The 16,093-nt window shown below is 61.4% G+C and carries 12 protein-coding genes; 5 read left to right on the top strand and 7 right to left on the bottom strand.

The window, feature by feature from the left end; translation table 11 throughout:
- Positions 1-10: 10 nt before the first annotated feature.
- Positions 11-796: a DUF1080 domain-containing protein gene (locus DyAD56_RS08560; RefSeq protein ID WP_102302344.1), complete on the top strand. Its 786-nt coding sequence runs from the start codon at positions 11-13 to the stop codon at positions 794-796.
- A gap of 250 nt (positions 797-1,046) precedes the next feature.
- Here the strand turns inward: DyAD56_RS08560 and DyAD56_RS24260 are convergent, their stop codons facing one another.
- Complete coding sequence (locus DyAD56_RS24260; RefSeq protein ID WP_102302345.1) at positions 1,047-1,280, bottom strand: GDCCVxC domain-containing (seleno)protein; 234 nt, start codon at positions 1,278-1,280, stop codon at positions 1,047-1,049.
- A 151-nt stretch (positions 1,281-1,431) separates the two neighbouring features.
- On the opposite strand from DyAD56_RS24260, the gene DyAD56_RS08570 reads away from it, so the two are divergent.
- The 3 genes from DyAD56_RS08570 to DyAD56_RS08580 all read left to right on the top strand — a co-directional run bounded on the left by DyAD56_RS08570 (position 1,432) and on the right by DyAD56_RS08580 (position 6,348).
- Positions 1,432-2,625 carry a GGDEF domain-containing protein gene (locus tag DyAD56_RS08570; RefSeq protein WP_102302346.1) on the top strand — a complete coding sequence of 398 codons (1,194 nt, stop codon included), beginning with the start codon at positions 1,432-1,434 and terminating at the stop codon, positions 2,623-2,625.
- Positions 2,626-2,874: 249 nt separating this feature from the next.
- Positions 2,875-4,245 (top strand): phenylacetate--CoA ligase family protein, encoded by a 1,371-nt coding sequence (locus DyAD56_RS08575; RefSeq protein WP_199178923.1) that lies wholly within the window; start codon positions 2,875-2,877, stop codon positions 4,243-4,245.
- A gap of 126 nt (positions 4,246-4,371) precedes the next feature.
- Positions 4,372-6,348 (top strand): oleate hydratase, encoded by a 1,977-nt coding sequence (locus tag DyAD56_RS08580; protein ID WP_233202345.1) that lies wholly within the window; start codon positions 4,372-4,374, stop codon positions 6,346-6,348.
- 68 nt (positions 6,349-6,416) lie between these two features.
- Here the strand turns inward: DyAD56_RS08580 and DyAD56_RS08585 are convergent, their stop codons facing one another.
- Positions 6,417-6,827, bottom strand: coding sequence for a hypothetical protein (locus DyAD56_RS08585; protein ID WP_102302347.1), 411 nt, complete (start codon positions 6,825-6,827; stop codon positions 6,417-6,419).
- 816 nt (positions 6,828-7,643) lie between these two features.
- Here DyAD56_RS08585 and DyAD56_RS08590 point away from each other — a divergent pair.
- Entirely contained in the window at positions 7,644-9,008 is a 1,365-nt protein-coding gene (locus DyAD56_RS08590; RefSeq protein WP_233202346.1) for a S9 family peptidase, read from the top strand.
- Between the two features lie 41 nt (positions 9,009-9,049).
- Here the strand turns inward: DyAD56_RS08590 and DyAD56_RS08595 are convergent, their stop codons facing one another.
- The 5 genes from DyAD56_RS08595 to DyAD56_RS08615 form a co-directional block, all read right to left on the bottom strand.
- Positions 9,050-9,637, bottom strand: a complete 588-nt coding sequence (locus DyAD56_RS08595) for a hypothetical protein (protein ID WP_102302349.1) — start codon at positions 9,635-9,637, stop codon at positions 9,050-9,052.
- Positions 9,638-9,736: 99 nt separating this feature from the next.
- On the bottom strand, positions 9,737-11,890 hold the full coding sequence (locus tag DyAD56_RS08600; RefSeq protein ID WP_102302596.1) for an EAL domain-containing protein: 2,154 nt from the start codon (positions 11,888-11,890) through the stop codon (positions 9,737-9,739).
- A gap of 434 nt (positions 11,891-12,324) precedes the next feature.
- Positions 12,325-14,577, bottom strand: coding sequence for a catalase/peroxidase HPI (gene katG, locus DyAD56_RS08605; RefSeq protein ID WP_102302350.1), 2,253 nt, complete (start codon positions 14,575-14,577; stop codon positions 12,325-12,327).
- Positions 14,578-15,002: 425 nt separating this feature from the next.
- On the bottom strand, positions 15,003-15,389 hold the full coding sequence (locus tag DyAD56_RS08610) for a hypothetical protein (protein WP_102302351.1): 387 nt from the start codon (positions 15,387-15,389) through the stop codon (positions 15,003-15,005).
- Positions 15,379-15,945, bottom strand: coding sequence for a hypothetical protein (locus DyAD56_RS08615; RefSeq protein ID WP_102302352.1), 567 nt, complete (start codon positions 15,943-15,945; stop codon positions 15,379-15,381). The genes DyAD56_RS08610 and DyAD56_RS08615 overlap by 11 nt, the downstream gene beginning before the upstream one ends.
- Between the last annotated feature and the right edge of the window lie 148 nt (positions 15,946-16,093).

Below are 16,093 nucleotides of genomic sequence, written 5' to 3' on the forward strand. Positions count from 1 at the left end.
GAGAACACCCATGACACAGCGACTCAATGCAGCCATCCTGTTTGCACTCGCCACGCTCGTTACGTCTGCCGCGTGGGCGCAGACGGCCGAACCCACCGATCCCAAGGCCACTGAGCAATGGGAACCCGTACCCAAAACGGTGACACCAGGAAAACAGGACGACGCACCGCCTTCGGATGCCATCGTGTTGTTCAACGGCCACGACCTCAGCCAGTGGGAAACCGCCAAGGACCGTTCACCGGCGCGCTGGAATGTGCACGACGGCGTGGTGACGGTGGACAAGGCCACGGGCAACATCCAGACCAAGCAGCATTTCAGGAACTATCAATTGCACCTGGAATGGCGCGTGCCCAAAGACATCACTGGCGAAGGTCAGGCGCGCGGCAACAGCGGCCTGTTTCTGGCATCCACCGGACCGGGCGACGAAGGCTACGAGATCCAGATCCTCGATTCGTACAACAACAAGACCTACGTCAACGGACAGGCCGCCAGCATCTACAAACAGTCAGCGCCACTGGTGAACGCCATGCGGCCTCCCGGCGAATGGCAGACCTACGACGTGGTGTGGACCGCACCGGTATTCGGCGCCGATGGCGCGCTCAAGTCACCGGGCTACGTCACCCTGTTCCACAACGGCCTGCTGGTACAGAACCACACCCAGCTCACCGGCGAGACGTTCTACATCGGCAAACCGAAGTACAAGGCGCATGCGGATGCAGCGATCAAGCTGCAGGCTCACGGCGACCCGTCGCCTGCGATCAGCTTCCGCAATATCTGGGTACGGCCGCTCGATTGAGCGGCCTTGCCTCAGCAATCAGGCCAGCAGTCGCCAGATCAGAATGCAGGCAATGAGAAATAGCCCGACGTATTGCGCCTTCCTGTTGCGCGTGGTTCCGGAAGCCGCCCCTAGCGTCATGACCAACGCCAGCCACATCGGTACGCAATGATCCACACCCACACTCCCTGATCCATTCTTCCATCATCGGAGATTCCACTCCGATCCGTGTGCCGCCGGTTAGATAAACCGGTGGCCCATCACACCGCTTTCAGTGCCCGCAACAAGAGCGCCCTTGCTGCTGGATCGGCGGGCACGGCACCGAGCCGTATGAGCAAAACACGCAGCAGTCGCCTTCCTTGGGCTTCAGCAATGCGCCACACGCGGCGCATTCATGGAAAAACACGCAGGCGTTGGTTGGCATGACTTCCATGCTCTGGTGGTCGCACTGGGGGCATGTGAGCCGCGACTCCAGCACCAGCGTCCTGACATCCGTACTCGCCATGTCCCCTGCCCTTTCCTGATCTTACGGCCAGCCGTGGCCCATCCAGCCACGGCAGTCACGGGACATCCCTACTGACGCCATCGCCCCGAAACGTAGGGATTTATACTAGGCCCAGGGCGGCAACGTCGCCACTGTCTGGTCGGGGAACACCGTGGAATGGATTGCAAGGCTGGCCCACGCCGGCACCCTGCTGATCGTCAACGCCTTGCTGGCAGGCCTTTCCTCGGCGATTTTCCTGACCCTCTACGCCACCGGCCAAAAGGGGCGGCGCCTGCATGGCGTGCTGCTCTGGGGTCTCAGCTATGCCGCCTTCGCCGTCGGCTTCGCGGTCCTGATCCTGCCCGGTTTCCAGATCGACTTCGCTTACCTCCAGCTGACGGGCAACCTGATCATCGACGTCGGCGCCGTGCTGACGTTGCTCGGCGTCACCGCCTACCTGGAGCTGCCCCGGCGCCGGCTATGGGTGCTGGTGCCCGTTGCCCTGCTCGCGATAGTGGAGATCGGCAGCGTCATCGCCGGGGGCGAGAACTTGCGACTCATGGTGATACTGGGCAACGCACTGACTGCCCTGCTCACCATCGCCACCGGCGATGCCTTGTGGCATTGCGTGGACAAACCGCGGCGCGCTGTAGCACGCGTCGCTGCCGCCTTCCATTTTCTGTGGGCCATCATGTTGCTCCTGCGCGGCGCGTGGTGGTGGTTTCATCCATTTGCCGATGTCACCGAAGATCCGACGTCGACCTTCGGCCTGCTCTCGCGCCTCATCTTGACCTGGGTTATTACGCCGAGTTTCCTGTGGATGCTCACCCGCGAACTCGATGCAGAACTGATCCGCCAGGCGCATCAGGATCCATTGACGGGTGTGCCCAACCGCCGCGTTATCTGGGAACAAGGCGAACGCATGGCCGCTCAGGTGGACCGACAAGAAACGAGCATGGCCGTGCTGATGATCGACGTGGATCACTTCAAGGCGATCAACGACCGCTGGGGACATGACGGCGGCGACCAGGTACTGGTAGCCATCGCGCAAACACTGCAACGATATGTGCGCGACGAAGATCTGCTGGCACGCGTCGGCGGCGAGGAGTTTATGGTGCTGATACGCCACGGCGATGAAGCCACCGTGGGCGAGATCGCGGAAAGACTGCGCAGGGCCATCGAAAGCCACCCCATCGCCCTGCCATCCGGCGAAGCGCTGAACTGCACGGCCAGCATCGGCTACTGCCTGTCGCCACGCGGACAGGGCCATTGGCGCGATATCGTAATTTCTGCCGATCAAGCGCTTTATGCCGCGAAGCGGCAAGGACGAAACCGCGTCGTCGGGTCACCTCGTCAGCCCACCTGATCCCGGCCGGCGCATTCCGTAAAACGGCGGCGATCGTTGCAACGGCGCGCTTTTGGACGTCCAACTCTATCCACCTATATAGAACTTTTTTCCGATGCCCGAGGACAGCTCGGTGCAAGCGTTGCGCTATGCAACGGGCAGATAATCGATCGAGTGCAAGACGCGAGATCGCATATAAGAACTTGCGTTTTCTCAGGGGCGTTGTTGAAGGAAATCGACCGGCGACCAGAACACGGGAGGCGCGCAGTCATGAGCCTTTGGTACGAAACAACCTTTCGACGGGTGTTGTTTCCCGCCTATGAATCCGGCCTGCGCCACCGCGACACGCTGTCGTGGCTGGATCGTTATGAGCACGATCAGTGGCTGTCGCCCGAGCAGATGGCGCAACTGCAATGGACGCGCCTCAAGCAGTTGCTGGAGCACTGCCATCGCGAGGTGCCCTACTACCAGAAGCAATGGCGCGAGCTTGGCGTCACGCCAAGCGACATTCGCACCATGGATGATTTCGCGCGACTGCCGCTGCTCACCAAAGCAGACATCCGCGCGAATCTGGATGATCTGAAGGCCGTTTCACTGCGCGATCAACTGCTTTACAAGGCCACCGGTGGCTCTACCGGCGAGCCCATGCGCTTTGGCTACACGCGCGAAAGCAACAACCGGCGCCATGCCGTGATGTGGCGCGGCTACGGCTGGGCGGGCGCACCGCTGGGGGCGCGCAGTCTGTTGCTATGGGGTGCTGGCGTCGGCAACCCGCCGTGGCGGCAGCGTGTAAAGGATCACCTCTATCACGCCGCATTCTCTCGTCGCGTCATCAATAGCTTCCACATGACCGAAGCGAACATGGCCGAGTTCGCCGATGCCATCGATGCATTCCGGCCGCGCGTGTTGCTCGGCTACACCGGCCCGCTGATTCGTCTCGCGCAATGGATGCTCGACACCGGGCGCCACGTGTATCGCCCACAGTCTTTCATTTCCTGCGGCGAGGCGCTTCACGAGTTCCAGCGCGAGATCATCGAGAAAGCATTCGGCTGTCCCGCGTTCAATACCTACGGGTGCCGCGAGTTCATGCTGGTAGCTTCCGAGTGCGAGCGACACGAAGGCTTGCACGTCAACAGCGATCACCTGCTGGTGGAATTGCCCAAGACGCCCGATGCGCCGCCGGATGGCGAGACGGGCGAAGTGGTGGTCACCGACCTGTCCAACTACGGCATGCCGTTCATCCGCTACGCCACCACCGACCTCGCCACGCCCGCGCACCACACGTGCAGTTGCGGCCGGGGATTGCCGCTGATCAAGCAGGTGGACGGTCGCGTGCTCGACGCCATCCACACGCCGGATGGTCGCGTGCTTCCAGGCATGTTCTTCCCGTTCCTGTTCAAGGAGACGAAGGGCGTGAGTCGCTATCAGGTCGTGCAGCGGCAGTTGGATCGTCTGGATATATCCATTGTGCGCGGCGCCGAATTCAATGACGATTCGCTGGCGTTCATCCGCAACGAGATCTACAAGGTGCTGGGTGACAGTCTGCAACTGCACTGCCATTTCGTAGACACGATTCCGCTGACCAGCAGCGGCAAGACGCGGCTGACCATCTCGGAACTGGCCAACCACATCACCCACTGAGGCGCGCAGCGAACCGCGCCCCTGCGGCAATCGGCCCGAGCCGATTTCACGGCGATTTTCCTGTGCGTCCGCGAAGCTCTTGGATTTGGCAACGTTCTGTTGCCATTGCGACCAAGGAGCCAGGCCGTGACCCACGACAACACCCCGACTGCCGACACCCAGAGCTTCGAGCATGAGCCCGATGCCTCCCACGGCTACTGGCACAACCGCCCGGAGAACGCCCTGCCGCCGCCGGACATGATGGGTGCCTACATGCGCAACAAGACGCTACCCGGGGCGGGTATTGAGCAGCGCAAGGCGATCATCATCGGTAGCGGCATCGCCGGCCTTGCCGCTGCGTTCTACCTGATCCGCGATGGCCGCATGCCTGCCGGCAACATCACCATCATCGAGAGCATGGACATCGAAGGTGGCTCGCTGGATGGCTCGGGCAACCCGCAGGACGGCTACATCGTCCGTGGCGGCCGCGAGATGAACTGGAACTACGACAACCTGTGGGACATGTTCCAGGACGTGCCCGCGCTGGAATTGCCCGAAGGCTACAGCGTGCTGGACGAGTACCGCCTGGTCAACGACAACGACCCGAACTACTCCAAGGCCCGCTTGATGCACAAGCAGGGCCAGATCAAGGATTTCTCCACCTTCGGCCTGAACCGTGCGCAGCAGTGGGAATTGATCCGGTTAATGCTCAAGCCCAAGGAAGAACTCGACGACATCACCATCGAGGACTATTTCAGCGAAGGTTTCCTGCAAAGCAACTTCTGGTTCTTCTGGCGTTCGATGTTCGCCTTCGAGAACTGGCAGAGCCTGCTGGAGATGAAGCTGTACATGCACCGCTTCCTGGATGCGATCGATGGCCTGAACGACATGTCGGCCCTGGTGTTTCCCAAGTACAACCAGTTCGACAGTTTCGTGCGCCCCCTCATCACCATGCTGCGCAAGCAGGGGGTGCAGGTGCAGTTCAACACACGCGTGCATGATCTCGACATGGCGGTCGACGGCGATCGCCGCACCGTTACGGGCATCCGCTGCACCATCGACGGCAAGGACACCACGCTTCCCGTCGCCGATGGTGACCTGGTGTTTGCGCTGACCGGCTCGATGACCGAAGGCACCGCCTACGGTGACATGGATACCGTACCCGTACTCGAACGCGGCCTCCACGATCCCGGCGCGGACAGCGACTGGGGTCTGTGGCTCAACCTCGCCAAGAAGTCACCGGTATTCGGTAAGCCGCTCAAGTTCTGCGGTGACGTCGAGCGCTCGATGTGGGAGTCGGCAACGCTGACGCTCAAGCCCTCGCCCCTGGCCGACAAGATCAAGGAGCTTTCGGTCAACGATCCCTACTCGGGCAAGACCGCCACGGGTGGCGTCATCACCTTCACCGATTCGAACTGGGTACTCAGCTTCACCGTGAACCGCCAGCCGCATTTCCCCGACCAGCCCAAGGACGTTCTGGTGGTCTGGGTCTATGCCCTGCTGATGGACAAGGAAGGCAACTACGTGAAAAAGCCGATGCCGGCGTGCACGGGACGCGAAGTGCTGGCCGAGCTTTGCTATCACCTGGGCATCATCGATCAGCTCGATGCGGTGGCCGCCAACTCCAAAGTGCGACTTGCGCTGATGCCTTACATCACCGCGCAGTTCATGCCGCGCGCAGCGGGCGACCGGCCTCACGTGGTGCCAGCGGGCTGCACCAATCTCGGCCTGCTGGGTCAGTTCGTCGAAACCCACAATGATGTGATCTTCACTATGGAGAGTTCGGTAAGAACGGCCCGAGTCGCCGTCTACACCCTGCTGAACCTGCGCAAGCAGGTGCCCGACCTCAGCCCCACGCAGTACGACATACGCAACCTGATCAAAGCGGCGCGCACGCTCAACAACAACGAGCCATTCATCGGCGAGCGACTGCTGCACCGGGTGCTCGGCAAGTCGTACTTCGCGCATGTGCTGCCGCCCTTGCCCAAGTCGGAAAAATCCAAGCAACGCGAACTGCTCGAAGACGAACTCGGCAACCTGTTCGGCAAGGGCAGTCAGGTGCTGCGCAACGCATCGGACTGGCTGGAACGCTTCGGCGACAACCTGCGCAAGAAGTCCGGCTGAGGCTCTGAGGGAAAACGCGGTCATGGTCGTGCGCTGACGTTATCGCCAGCGCACTACAGTCGTCGCATTCACTCTTTCGAAAGCAGAAACCTGCTGATGCGCCGCCGCAGTTCCCGATCATCGATCGCTCTGGCTTCATCGTCGGCCGACACCGCGTACTCGCGTGCCTGCGCATCATCGCCAAGACGCTTGTGACGTTCGGCCAGCGAGAATTGGATGGATGCGCGATAGGCCCGTGCCTCGTCTCCCACCGCCAGCTTTAACGCCCGTTGATACAGGGGAACCGCCGCACCGTCGTCCATGGTGAAATCGGCCAGCGTTTCCCACAGGAATGGATGGTCATACCCGCCAAGGCTCTGCTCCTCGCAATAGTCGTGGAGAGCCTTATAGGTGGTGGCATATCGGTCCGGTTCGCTTTCGTTCGCGAGTTGCTTCGCGAAGCCCATAACGTGATCCCAGACTTCCGGCTTGATGTCCATCGCTTTCGCTCCCTGCCTATCGTAAGTGCCTCGGCTCCAGGTGCAATGACCCAGGTCGAGCTGCACATCATCTCAGGAAACGAACACAGCCCCATAAAACGGTGGACTTTAAACCTTCTGTCCGCGAGCTACATCAGACGCCCAGGGTTGGCCCATCCACACGGATAGGGCCCTACGGGAGGAAAGACTATGGCGCGTTGCCGAGGGGTGATTCTCTTTGCGTGGCTGAGCGCGGCATCTGCCGTATTGCACGCCCAGCCACCACTTCACGTGGTGCAACCATCCGATATCGTGGCACTCGCGCAGGTGAGCAAAGCGCAGCCATCGCCGGATGGAAGCCAGATCGCTTACGAAGTGAACACCGATGCCGGTTCCACCATCTGGCTAGTGGGAAGCGATGGGGCGCAAGCCGCCCGATCTTTGGTATCCGGCGAAGGCTCACCGAACTCGCCGGCATGGTCACCGGACGGCGCATCACTGGCTTTCCTTTCTCGAGCACCCGTGGCTGCCGCGACGGCAGCCGATTCCCCCCAAGCCGGCTCCAACGGTTCTGCCGCAGCGACATCGGGGCAGCAGATCTGGCTGGCATCGCCTGCCAGCGGAAAGTTGGAACCGCTCACTCGCCTACCTCTGCGCATCAGCGGCTTTCGATGGTCGCACGACGGACGACGCATTGCGTTCCTGAGCAAAGGCGGCGACGTGCCGCAACCGTCACCAGAACACGACGAACACGTGCTTGACCGGCCGCAGCCCAACAGCCGCCTGTGGATCTATGACGTCGGCACTCGGCAAGCACATCCACTCACTCAACCAGACATGCATATCGTGGCTTTCGACTGGTCGCCGGATGATGCGCACCTCGTCGCATCCAGCTCGCCCACGTCACGTACCAACGATGTAGAGAACGTGTTATCCGTCGTTACCATCGATGCGTCATCGGGCGCCATCGAACGGCGGATCCCGGGCGGTTTGAGCAGACGCAAGGTGCTGTGGTCTCCCGACGGCCATCGACTGGCCTACTTTCGATTGGCACCGACGACAGATGTCGGCTTTCTCGTGATGTACGACCTGCGCACCGCGACTGAGCAAGTTGTCGCCGACACCAAGCAGGCGACCTTTGAAGACATGGAATGGGGCAATGACGGCGACGCGTTGTTCGGTCTTTCCCTGCAGGGGACGCGTTATTCGATCGCGCGTATCAATGCAGCGTCTGGCCAGACGGTGAGCTCGCAGCCCCTGCAGGGCGCCGTCGAAAAAATCGCGATCAGCCACGACGGTCGCACATTTGCCTATGTCCAAGAAACATCGTCACATCCCGGCGAAATTTATGTGGCTCGCTATGGTCGTGAGCGCCAGCTCACCGTCACCAACCCCCAAGTGAAAACGTGGCTGCTGGGAACGCAGCGTGAGATCCGATGGACCGCGCGCAGTGATGGCCGAACAATATCCGCCGTGCTGCTCTTGCCGCCCCACTACGACCCGCGCAAGCGCTATAAAACCGTCGTGCATTTGCACGGTGGTCCGACCAGTGGCTGGGATCAAGGGTTCCACGGTTCGTGGTACGACTGGGGTGTCATCCTGGCATCACATGGATACGTGGTGCTGCTACCGAACCCCCGAGGCTCCGATGGTGCCGGTACCGCGTTCGGCATGGCGAACGACCGTGACTGGGGCCACGCCGAATTCCAGGACATCATGGATGGCGTCGATCAGGTGGTCGCCGACGGCATCGCCGATCCGGAACGGATGGGCGTTGGCGGCTGGAGCTATGGCGGATATCTGACCGCATGGGTTGCTACCCACACGAACCGATTCAAAGCAGCCGTTGCCGGAGCGGCGATGACAGATCTGTTCGGCATGGCAACCACCACGGATATCGCCCCGGATTTTCTCAACCGCTATTTCGGACCGCTCGCAGCCAACGCGGCCAACTACGACGCGCACTCTCCGGCCCGCTATCTGCGTGATTGCCAAACGCCCGTACTGGTCGTGGGTGGCGAAGACGACGCGCGCGTGCCGTTTTCCCAAGGGATGGCGATGTATCGCGGGCTGCGCTTTCTAGGAAAGGAAACCCAGATGGTGCTGTATCCGCGAGAACCGCATTTCTTCGGCGAACCCGCGCATCAACGCGATTCGCTGGAGCGCATGCTCGCCTGGTACGACGCTCATCTCGGGCCCTGAACCTTCTTGACGTCGGCTCACATGGGAGAAGCGCCGTCCACCTATGTATAGGTGGACGGCAGGCCCTCGCGGCGACAAATTTCCCGAACAAGAACATCGGACAGGTCAGCGCCATCGCGCTCGTGCGATTCGATGATCGGAATGGCCCACTCGCCGCCAGCCAACTGGAAGTTGCGCCTCCACTCCGGCCACGCCAACAGCTCTTCGACCGTGTAGCACCTTGATCCGCCCATCTCGGCATGCCCGCCGGCGATGGACTCGCCAACGTCAAATAGCGCGTGGCGAAACGGAAACAGGTAAACGCAATAAACGTGGTGGGTCGGATGCACGTCGGTGGGCGCCTGGTTTTTGTAGCTCAGGCGGAGCACCTGTCCCCCGAGCTTCTCCCGCGCCAGCGGTTGCGAGTGACGGTAAAGATAGTCCGCGGAAAGTTCACCCATGTCGGGCCAAATGACGGCGTGCTCTGTATGGGTGAAGTTCTTGAACTTGTTTGGATACGCCAGCTGCGGCCAGTTCATCTCTTCCCGCGCGATACGTGACTCGAACAGCCGGTACTCCTCTGGATCGAACTGGATGACCAGTCGCCAGTTTTCATTGGGTACGACTCGTTTGATTCGCGGTGCGTCCATGCGGAATGAGCCTTGGATGTATCCGCGTATTTGAACAGTCCTGCTGCTGGAGCGAAAGCATGGCTCGCTTCCGCGCGCAGCCTGCACACGGGCCGCCCCTTATGGGGTGCTGGTTCCCGGCGTATCGGGGTGAAAGTCGTCGCCGGGAGGAAACGGTGCGCCACGCGACATCCATGTCTCGAACTGTTCGACCGTCATGGGCGGGCCGATATACCAGCCTTGCGCGCAATCGCAGCCTGCGTCACGCAGAAAATCCCATTGCGCCACGTTCTCCACGCCTTCCGCGAGCACCCGCATATTCATGTTGCGGGCCATGGCGACAATGGTGGACGTGAGGGTGATGGCCCTGGCGTCATCCGGCAATCCGATCAGGAAGCTGCGGTCGATCTTCAGGATTTGAATCGGGAAGCGGTTGAGATACGCCAGCGACGAATAACCTGTGCCGAAGTCGTCGATGGCGAAGCTGAGCCCCAGCGCGCGCAGCCGCGAAAGCACATCCGACACGGCAGGCCCATGCTGAAGCAGGCTGCCCTCGGTGATCTCCAGTTCGAGCAGTTGCGGAGGAAGGCCGGACGCGCCCAACGCGTCGGAAACCTGTTCATAGAGATTGACGCTGCCGAACTGTCGCGGTGAAAGGTTCACCGCCATATGCAAACCCGACCAGCCGCGCCGGACCCATCCGGCCGCCCGATGACAGGCTTCCTGCAACACCCAATCCCCAATCGCCCCGATCAGTCCCGCTTCTTCGGCGTAGGGGATGAAACGGTCCGGTGAAACCAGGCCAAAGGTATCGCTCCGCCAACGCAACAGCGCTTCGACGCCCACCACCCTACCCATACGCAATTCAACCTGCGGCTGATAGAGCAGCGTGAACTCGTCGCGCTGGAGCGCACGGCGCAACCCCTCGCCAAGGTCGAGCAAGCCCTGTGCCTCGCTGGTCAGCGACGCACTGTAGAAACGAAAGCGCGCCCGCCCCTCGCGTTTGGCCAACCCCAACGCCGCATCGGCGTGCTTGAGCAGTGTGGCGCCGTCGTCGCCATCGTGCGGCCAGGTGCTGATGCCGATGCTGGCACTGACGAAGATGTTCCTGCCCTGCCATGCAAAACCTTTGGCAATGACTCGCTGCATGCGTTCAGCAGCAGCCGTGATGGCGGTGGTATCCAGTGTCCCAAGCAAGGTGACCGCAAGGATGTCGCCATCGAGCCGCGCCACGGTGTGCGTCTGCTCGATGCCGGAAAGACGATCCGCCATGTCTTTGATCAACTGATCGCCCACCTCATGTCCCACGCTTTCATTGACGCGCTTGAAATGGTCCAGGCCGATCAGGAACAGCGCCAGGCGCGCCCCCTCTCTCTGCCTGATCGCATGATCGATGCGGTCAACGAGCAGCGCACGGTTGGGCAATCGCGTGAGCGGATCGTGGTAGGCGAGAAAACCCAGGTCCTTGGTGCGGCGCTCCACCGCTCGGCGCAGGGCGAGCACCCAGATGGCAAGCGCAATACCCGCCGCGCCTGCAACAGCTAGCGCATAAGCGAAGATCTGCGTGTACGGTGTGAAGTTGACGGGGTTCCCCATCCATTTGCGCCGAAGCGCGTCGCGCTCTTCGCTGGTGATGAGCCGCATGCCGTTGTCGACCAGCGCAAGGGTGGCAAGATTGCCCTTGCGTACGCCTCGATGGAACTCGCTCGAATAGAACTCGAATGCGTGGCTGAAATCCGCACCCGCGCTATTTTTGTAGAGGTAGTAGTTTGCAGGGTAGTCGTCCATGCACAGGATACGGACGTCTCGCTGGTGCACGGCGTCGATCATCGCGTTGTAATCGCGATACAGCTTGAGTGCGGTAATCCCATGCTGCTTCAAGTGCTCGATACAGGCGTCTCCGCGCTCCACGCCGACTTCGAAGCCGCGTAGTGCATCCACTTCATCGATACCGGAGATGGACGTATCGACATAGATGCCCACGGTCACCTTCGCGTAGGGCGCGGAGAAGTCATAGAGCGGCTCCCGTTCCGGCGTCCGGAACAGCATATCGATCACGTCGGCCTGCCCGTCCAACAGCATGTGCTGGGCATTGGCCCAATCCGTCGGCACCAGTTCCACGTGGATGCCGGTCTTCTTTTCCCACAGCTTCCATTCGTCCACCAGGTAACCGCGGGGCTGATGGTCGGGTCCGATGAACAGATAGGGCGGGTAGTTGTTGTCGCTGACGACACGAAGCGTTGCCGGCGCTGCATGCGAGGCAGCGACCGCCACGACTGCCAACAGAAGTGCCAGCCACGCTCTAAGCACTCATTCGCCCTCTTATCGCAAGCTGACACCCGCTTGCTCCCTGCGGCTGCCAGGCCATGCCTGATTGGAAAGAACTGTGGTCCGGGCCTGTCCTAGTGGCATGTGCGACAGGTCACGGAGGCTATCGACGAGTACCGCCGCGTCGAGGCTAATCCTTTGACCCGTGAATGCCGCATGTATGAAGCGGGGCCACCATGGTCGGCCCTGCTCGCCCCCTGACGCCCGTCTTTGCGTATCGGCGGTTCCTGTCGATTATTGAGTGTCCGCCTCGATCACACGGCGGGGCGGCGGCGTCACTTGCATAGGGAAAAAGAAAACCGCCCCATCCAAACGGATGGGGCGGTTTCAGTACGGCTTGCGAAGCGTGGCTCTTCCTGGGGGAAGGCCCACGCTATACATCAGGCCAGATCGAAACGGTCGAGGTTCATCACCTTGACCCAGGCAGCGACGAAGTCGCGGACGAACTTGTCCTTGCCATCCACACTTGCGTAGACCTCGCCCAGGGAACGCAACTGCGCGTTCGCACCGAACACCAGGTCCACCCGCGTAGCGGTCCACTTCTTCTTGCCGCTCTTACGGTCGACGCCTTCGAACACTTCACGCGACACCGGCTTCCACTCGGTACCCATGTCGAGCAAGTGGCGGAAGAAGTCGTTGGTCAGCGTCTCCGGCTTATCGGTCAGCACGCCATGCGCTTCCTTGCCGGTGTGTGCATTCAGCACGCGCAGACCACCGACGAGCACGGTCATCTCCGGAGCGGTCAGGCTTAGCAGTTGCGCCTTGTCGACCAGCAACACTTCACCGGGGACGCTGAACTCGCCCTTCAAGAAGTTGCGGAAGCCGTCGGCGACAGGCTCCAGCATGCCGATGGACTCCACGTCGGTTTGTGCCTGCGTGGCATCCATGCGGCCCGGCGCGAATGGCACACTAACGTTGTGGCCTGCGTTCTTCGCTGCCTGCTCGACACCCGCACTACCCGCCAGCACGATCAGGTCCGCCAGCGAGATCTTCTTGCCGCCGGATGCTGATTTGCTGAAGTCGTTCTGGATGCCTTCCAGCACCTTCAGCGCCTTGGCGAGTTCATCGGGCTCGTTGACCTTCCAGTCCTTCTGCGGCGCGAGGCGAATGCGTGCGCCGTTGGCGCCGCCACGCTTGTCGCCACCACGGAAGGTGGATGCCGAAGCCCACGCCGTCTTCACTAGCTGTGCCACCGAGAGACCCGAAGAAAGGATCTTCTGCTTGAGCGAGGCCACGTCCTTATCGTCCACCAACGGATGGTCGACCGCTGGGATGGGGTCCTGCCAGATCAGTTGTTCCTTCGGCACTTCCGGACCGAGGTAACGCGCGCGCGGCCCCATGTCGCGATGGGTCAGCTTGAACCACGCACGTGCGAAGGCATCGGCGAACTGGTCGGGATGCTCCATGAAGTTACGCGAGATCTTTTCGAAGCCCGGATCGACGCGCAGCGAAAGGTCGGTGGTCAACATGGTCGGCCGCTGCTTCTTCGACGGATCGAATGCATGCGGAATGGTCGCCTCGCCACCCTTGGCCACCCACTGGTTGGCGCCAGCCGGGCTCTTGGTCAGTTCCCACTCGTGGTTGAACAGGTTCTGGAAGAAGCCCATACCCCACTTCGTGGGCGTGCTGGTCCAGGTGACTTCCAGGCCACTGGTGATGGCATCGGCACCGACGCCGGTGCCGAAGCTGCTCTTCCAACCGATGCCCTGAAGCTCGATGCCAGCGGCTTCCGGTTCCGGCCCCACGTGAGTGGCGGGGCCCGCGCCGTGCGTCTTGCCGAAGGTGTGGCCACCGGCGATCAGCGCCACGGTTTCCTCGTCGCTCATGGCCATGCGGCCGAAGGTGTCGCGGATGTCCTTTGCTGCGGCGAGCGGATCGGGATGACCATCCGGGCCTTCCGGATTCACATAGATCAGGCCCATCTGCACGGCGGCCAGCGGGTTCTCCAGGTTGCGCCCCTTGTCGGTGCGGCTGGTCTCGCTGCCATGCAATTCTTTCTCGGCAACGACTACGCCTTCCTTCTCATGCCCGGGCGTGCCCTTGCCATAGCGGATATCACCACCCAGCCACGTGGTTTCCTTGCCCCAGTACACGTCCAGGTCCGGCTCCCAGGTGTCTTCGCGGCCACCGGCGAAACCGAAGGTCTTGAAGCCCATGGTCTCCAGCGCGACGTTGCCGGCGAGGATCATCAGGTCCGCCCAGGAGATCTTCTGGCCGTACTTCTGCTTGATGGGCCACAACAGGCGGCGCGCCTTGTCCAGGCTGACGTTGTCGGGCCAACTGTTCAGCGGAGCGAAGCGCTGCTGACCACGCCCACCACCACCACGGCCATCGCCGACGCGATAGGTACCGGCGCTGTGCCAGGCCATGCGGATGAACAAGCCGCCGTAATGGCCGAAGTCAGCAGGCCACCAATCCTGCGAATCGGTCATCAATGCGGCCAGGTCTTTCTTCAGACCGGCGTAATCGAGGCTCTTGAACGCCTCGGCGTAATTGAACTTCTGATCCAGCGGGTTGGTTCGGCTGGAGTGCTGGGCCAGCAGGTCGAGCCTTAACTGGTTGGGCCACCAGTCCCGGTTGGTCGTACCGCTGCCGGCAGCGTGGGGAAACGGGCACTTTGCTTCGTTGGACATGCGCTTTCTCCTTGGGAGACTTGATCCACTACGGGTACGACGATGGCTTGAGGGTTCCATGACACACCGACGTTACCGCCGGACCATCTGCAGGCGACCGATACCGCGATGCGCCGCAAGCGGACATCGGTGGCGTACTGGTCGTATTCGATGGCGAATGTCGTGGCGTGCATGGGACCCGTTTGGCTCGCATCGACAAACCTTTCCTTACGGAATGTACGCAAGGGCGGTGGGCAAGAGAATTTGATTCTTGCAATGCCTGTGATAGACGGCGGCTATGACATCGCGTGTATCGCCGCCCTGCCAGATGGACAACGCGGCGGCCTTTTCCAAAGCCTTCACAACACGCACACATGCGCTCGACAAAGCGCACCTATTACGTCAACCGGAGTGAAGGTTGCGTGGTGCGTGTTGAGCGGCGGCTATCAGGCCGATAACCAATGCGCAGGCGCCCCGCCCGGCCGTAGCTCTGTCGCCATGCGCTTGAGCCTGCGGCGCAACCCGGGCGAGCCGCACAGCAGGTAATGGGAGTCGTCTGTCAGGTTGCACAGCGCCTGGACCTGGAACTTGCCCTGCTCACGGCTGCCGATCGCAAGGATGCGGTCACCGTTTTGCAGGAACAGCCGATCAGGCCAGCGGGCAGACAGGCACAAGGTGATCGCCGGCTCACTCAGGTCGATCTCGATGTCGTTGAAGTAGCGGGTGCCCCGATAGGGCACGCCATCCACCAGGCCCATCTCGCGATCGACGCCGATGGTGTGGTCGCGCACTTTCGTGATCACGCCGATAACGCTGTCCAGTTCAGCCGCCATGCGCACGTGCCCCAACTATAGACTGGTAATCCCGATGGGCACGGAAACGGGCCGGGCGAAGCATCCGCACGACCTCCGCCAGGCCAAACAGCGCCATGGCCACACAAAGAAGCGTGATGACCATCACCACGAGGATCACGGGCAGTGACATGACAAACGCGCTCGTCGGCCATTGATTGACCCACGACCAACCGAAATACATCGCCGTCACCAGCGCGGCCGCCAGCAGGGCAATGAGCATGAATATGCCTATCCGCTTCAGTGGCTCGATGGGCTCCAGGGCCTCGCCGGAATCGTGCAGACGAAGCCAGAACAGGCGATAGCGCCCGTTGGCGACAAAGGGGGCAGCGGTTACCCGCACGGGTAACTGCGCATGGCGCAGCACTGCGCCCGCGCGCTTGCTGTCATTGAAATCACTGGCTTGGCAGAAATACCAACGTCCATCGATGCGCAGGCGATACAACCTTTCCTGCTCACCCGAACGTCCCCGCACGAGATTGCCTTCGAGGCGTTCGAGCTGCCCTTCCATGATGCGCTGTGTGCCGTCCTTGTTCATGGATCACTCGTCCCTGACCTGCCTCAACCAGATCATGCTAATGGGGTCCACCTGAATCCGCTCGATGTCTTAGAGCCCGCTCACGACCTTACTTGAGCGCCGTTTTCCCTCAGCGTCATTCCGGCGTAGGCCGGAATCCAGTGGCTTC

This window comes from Dyella sp. AD56 (assembly GCF_002878475.1).
Lineage (GTDB): Bacteria > Pseudomonadota > Gammaproteobacteria > Xanthomonadales > Rhodanobacteraceae > Dyella.

What these genes read in the sequence shown, in the direction of transcription:
- DyAD56_RS08575 (WP_199178923.1), top strand. Translation starts at nt 2,875, where the DNA reads ATGAGCCTTTGGTACGAAACAACCTTTCGACGGGTGTTGTTTCCCGCC.
- DyAD56_RS08560 (WP_102302344.1), top strand. Translation starts at nt 11, where the DNA reads ATGACACAGCGACTCAATGCAGCCATCCTGTTTGCACTCGCCACGCTC.
- DyAD56_RS08595 (WP_102302349.1), bottom strand. Translation starts at nt 9,637, where the DNA reads ATGGACGCACCGCGAATCAAACGAGTCGTACCCAATGAAAACTGGCGA.
- DyAD56_RS08615 (WP_102302352.1), bottom strand. Translation starts at nt 15,945, where the DNA reads ATGAACAAGGACGGCACACAGCGCATCATGGAAGGGCAGCTCGAACGC.
- DyAD56_RS24260 (WP_102302345.1), bottom strand. Translation starts at nt 1,280, where the DNA reads ATGGCGAGTACGGATGTCAGGACGCTGGTGCTGGAGTCGCGGCTCACA.
- katG (WP_102302350.1), bottom strand. Translation starts at nt 14,577, where the DNA reads ATGTCCAACGAAGCAAAGTGCCCGTTTCCCCACGCTGCCGGCAGCGGT.
- DyAD56_RS08590 (WP_233202346.1), top strand. Translation starts at nt 7,644, where the DNA reads ATGCATATCGTGGCTTTCGACTGGTCGCCGGATGATGCGCACCTCGTC.
- DyAD56_RS08585 (WP_102302347.1), bottom strand. Translation starts at nt 6,827, where the DNA reads ATGGACATCAAGCCGGAAGTCTGGGATCACGTTATGGGCTTCGCGAAG.
- DyAD56_RS08610 (WP_102302351.1), bottom strand. Translation starts at nt 15,389, where the DNA reads ATGGCGGCTGAACTGGACAGCGTTATCGGCGTGATCACGAAAGTGCGC.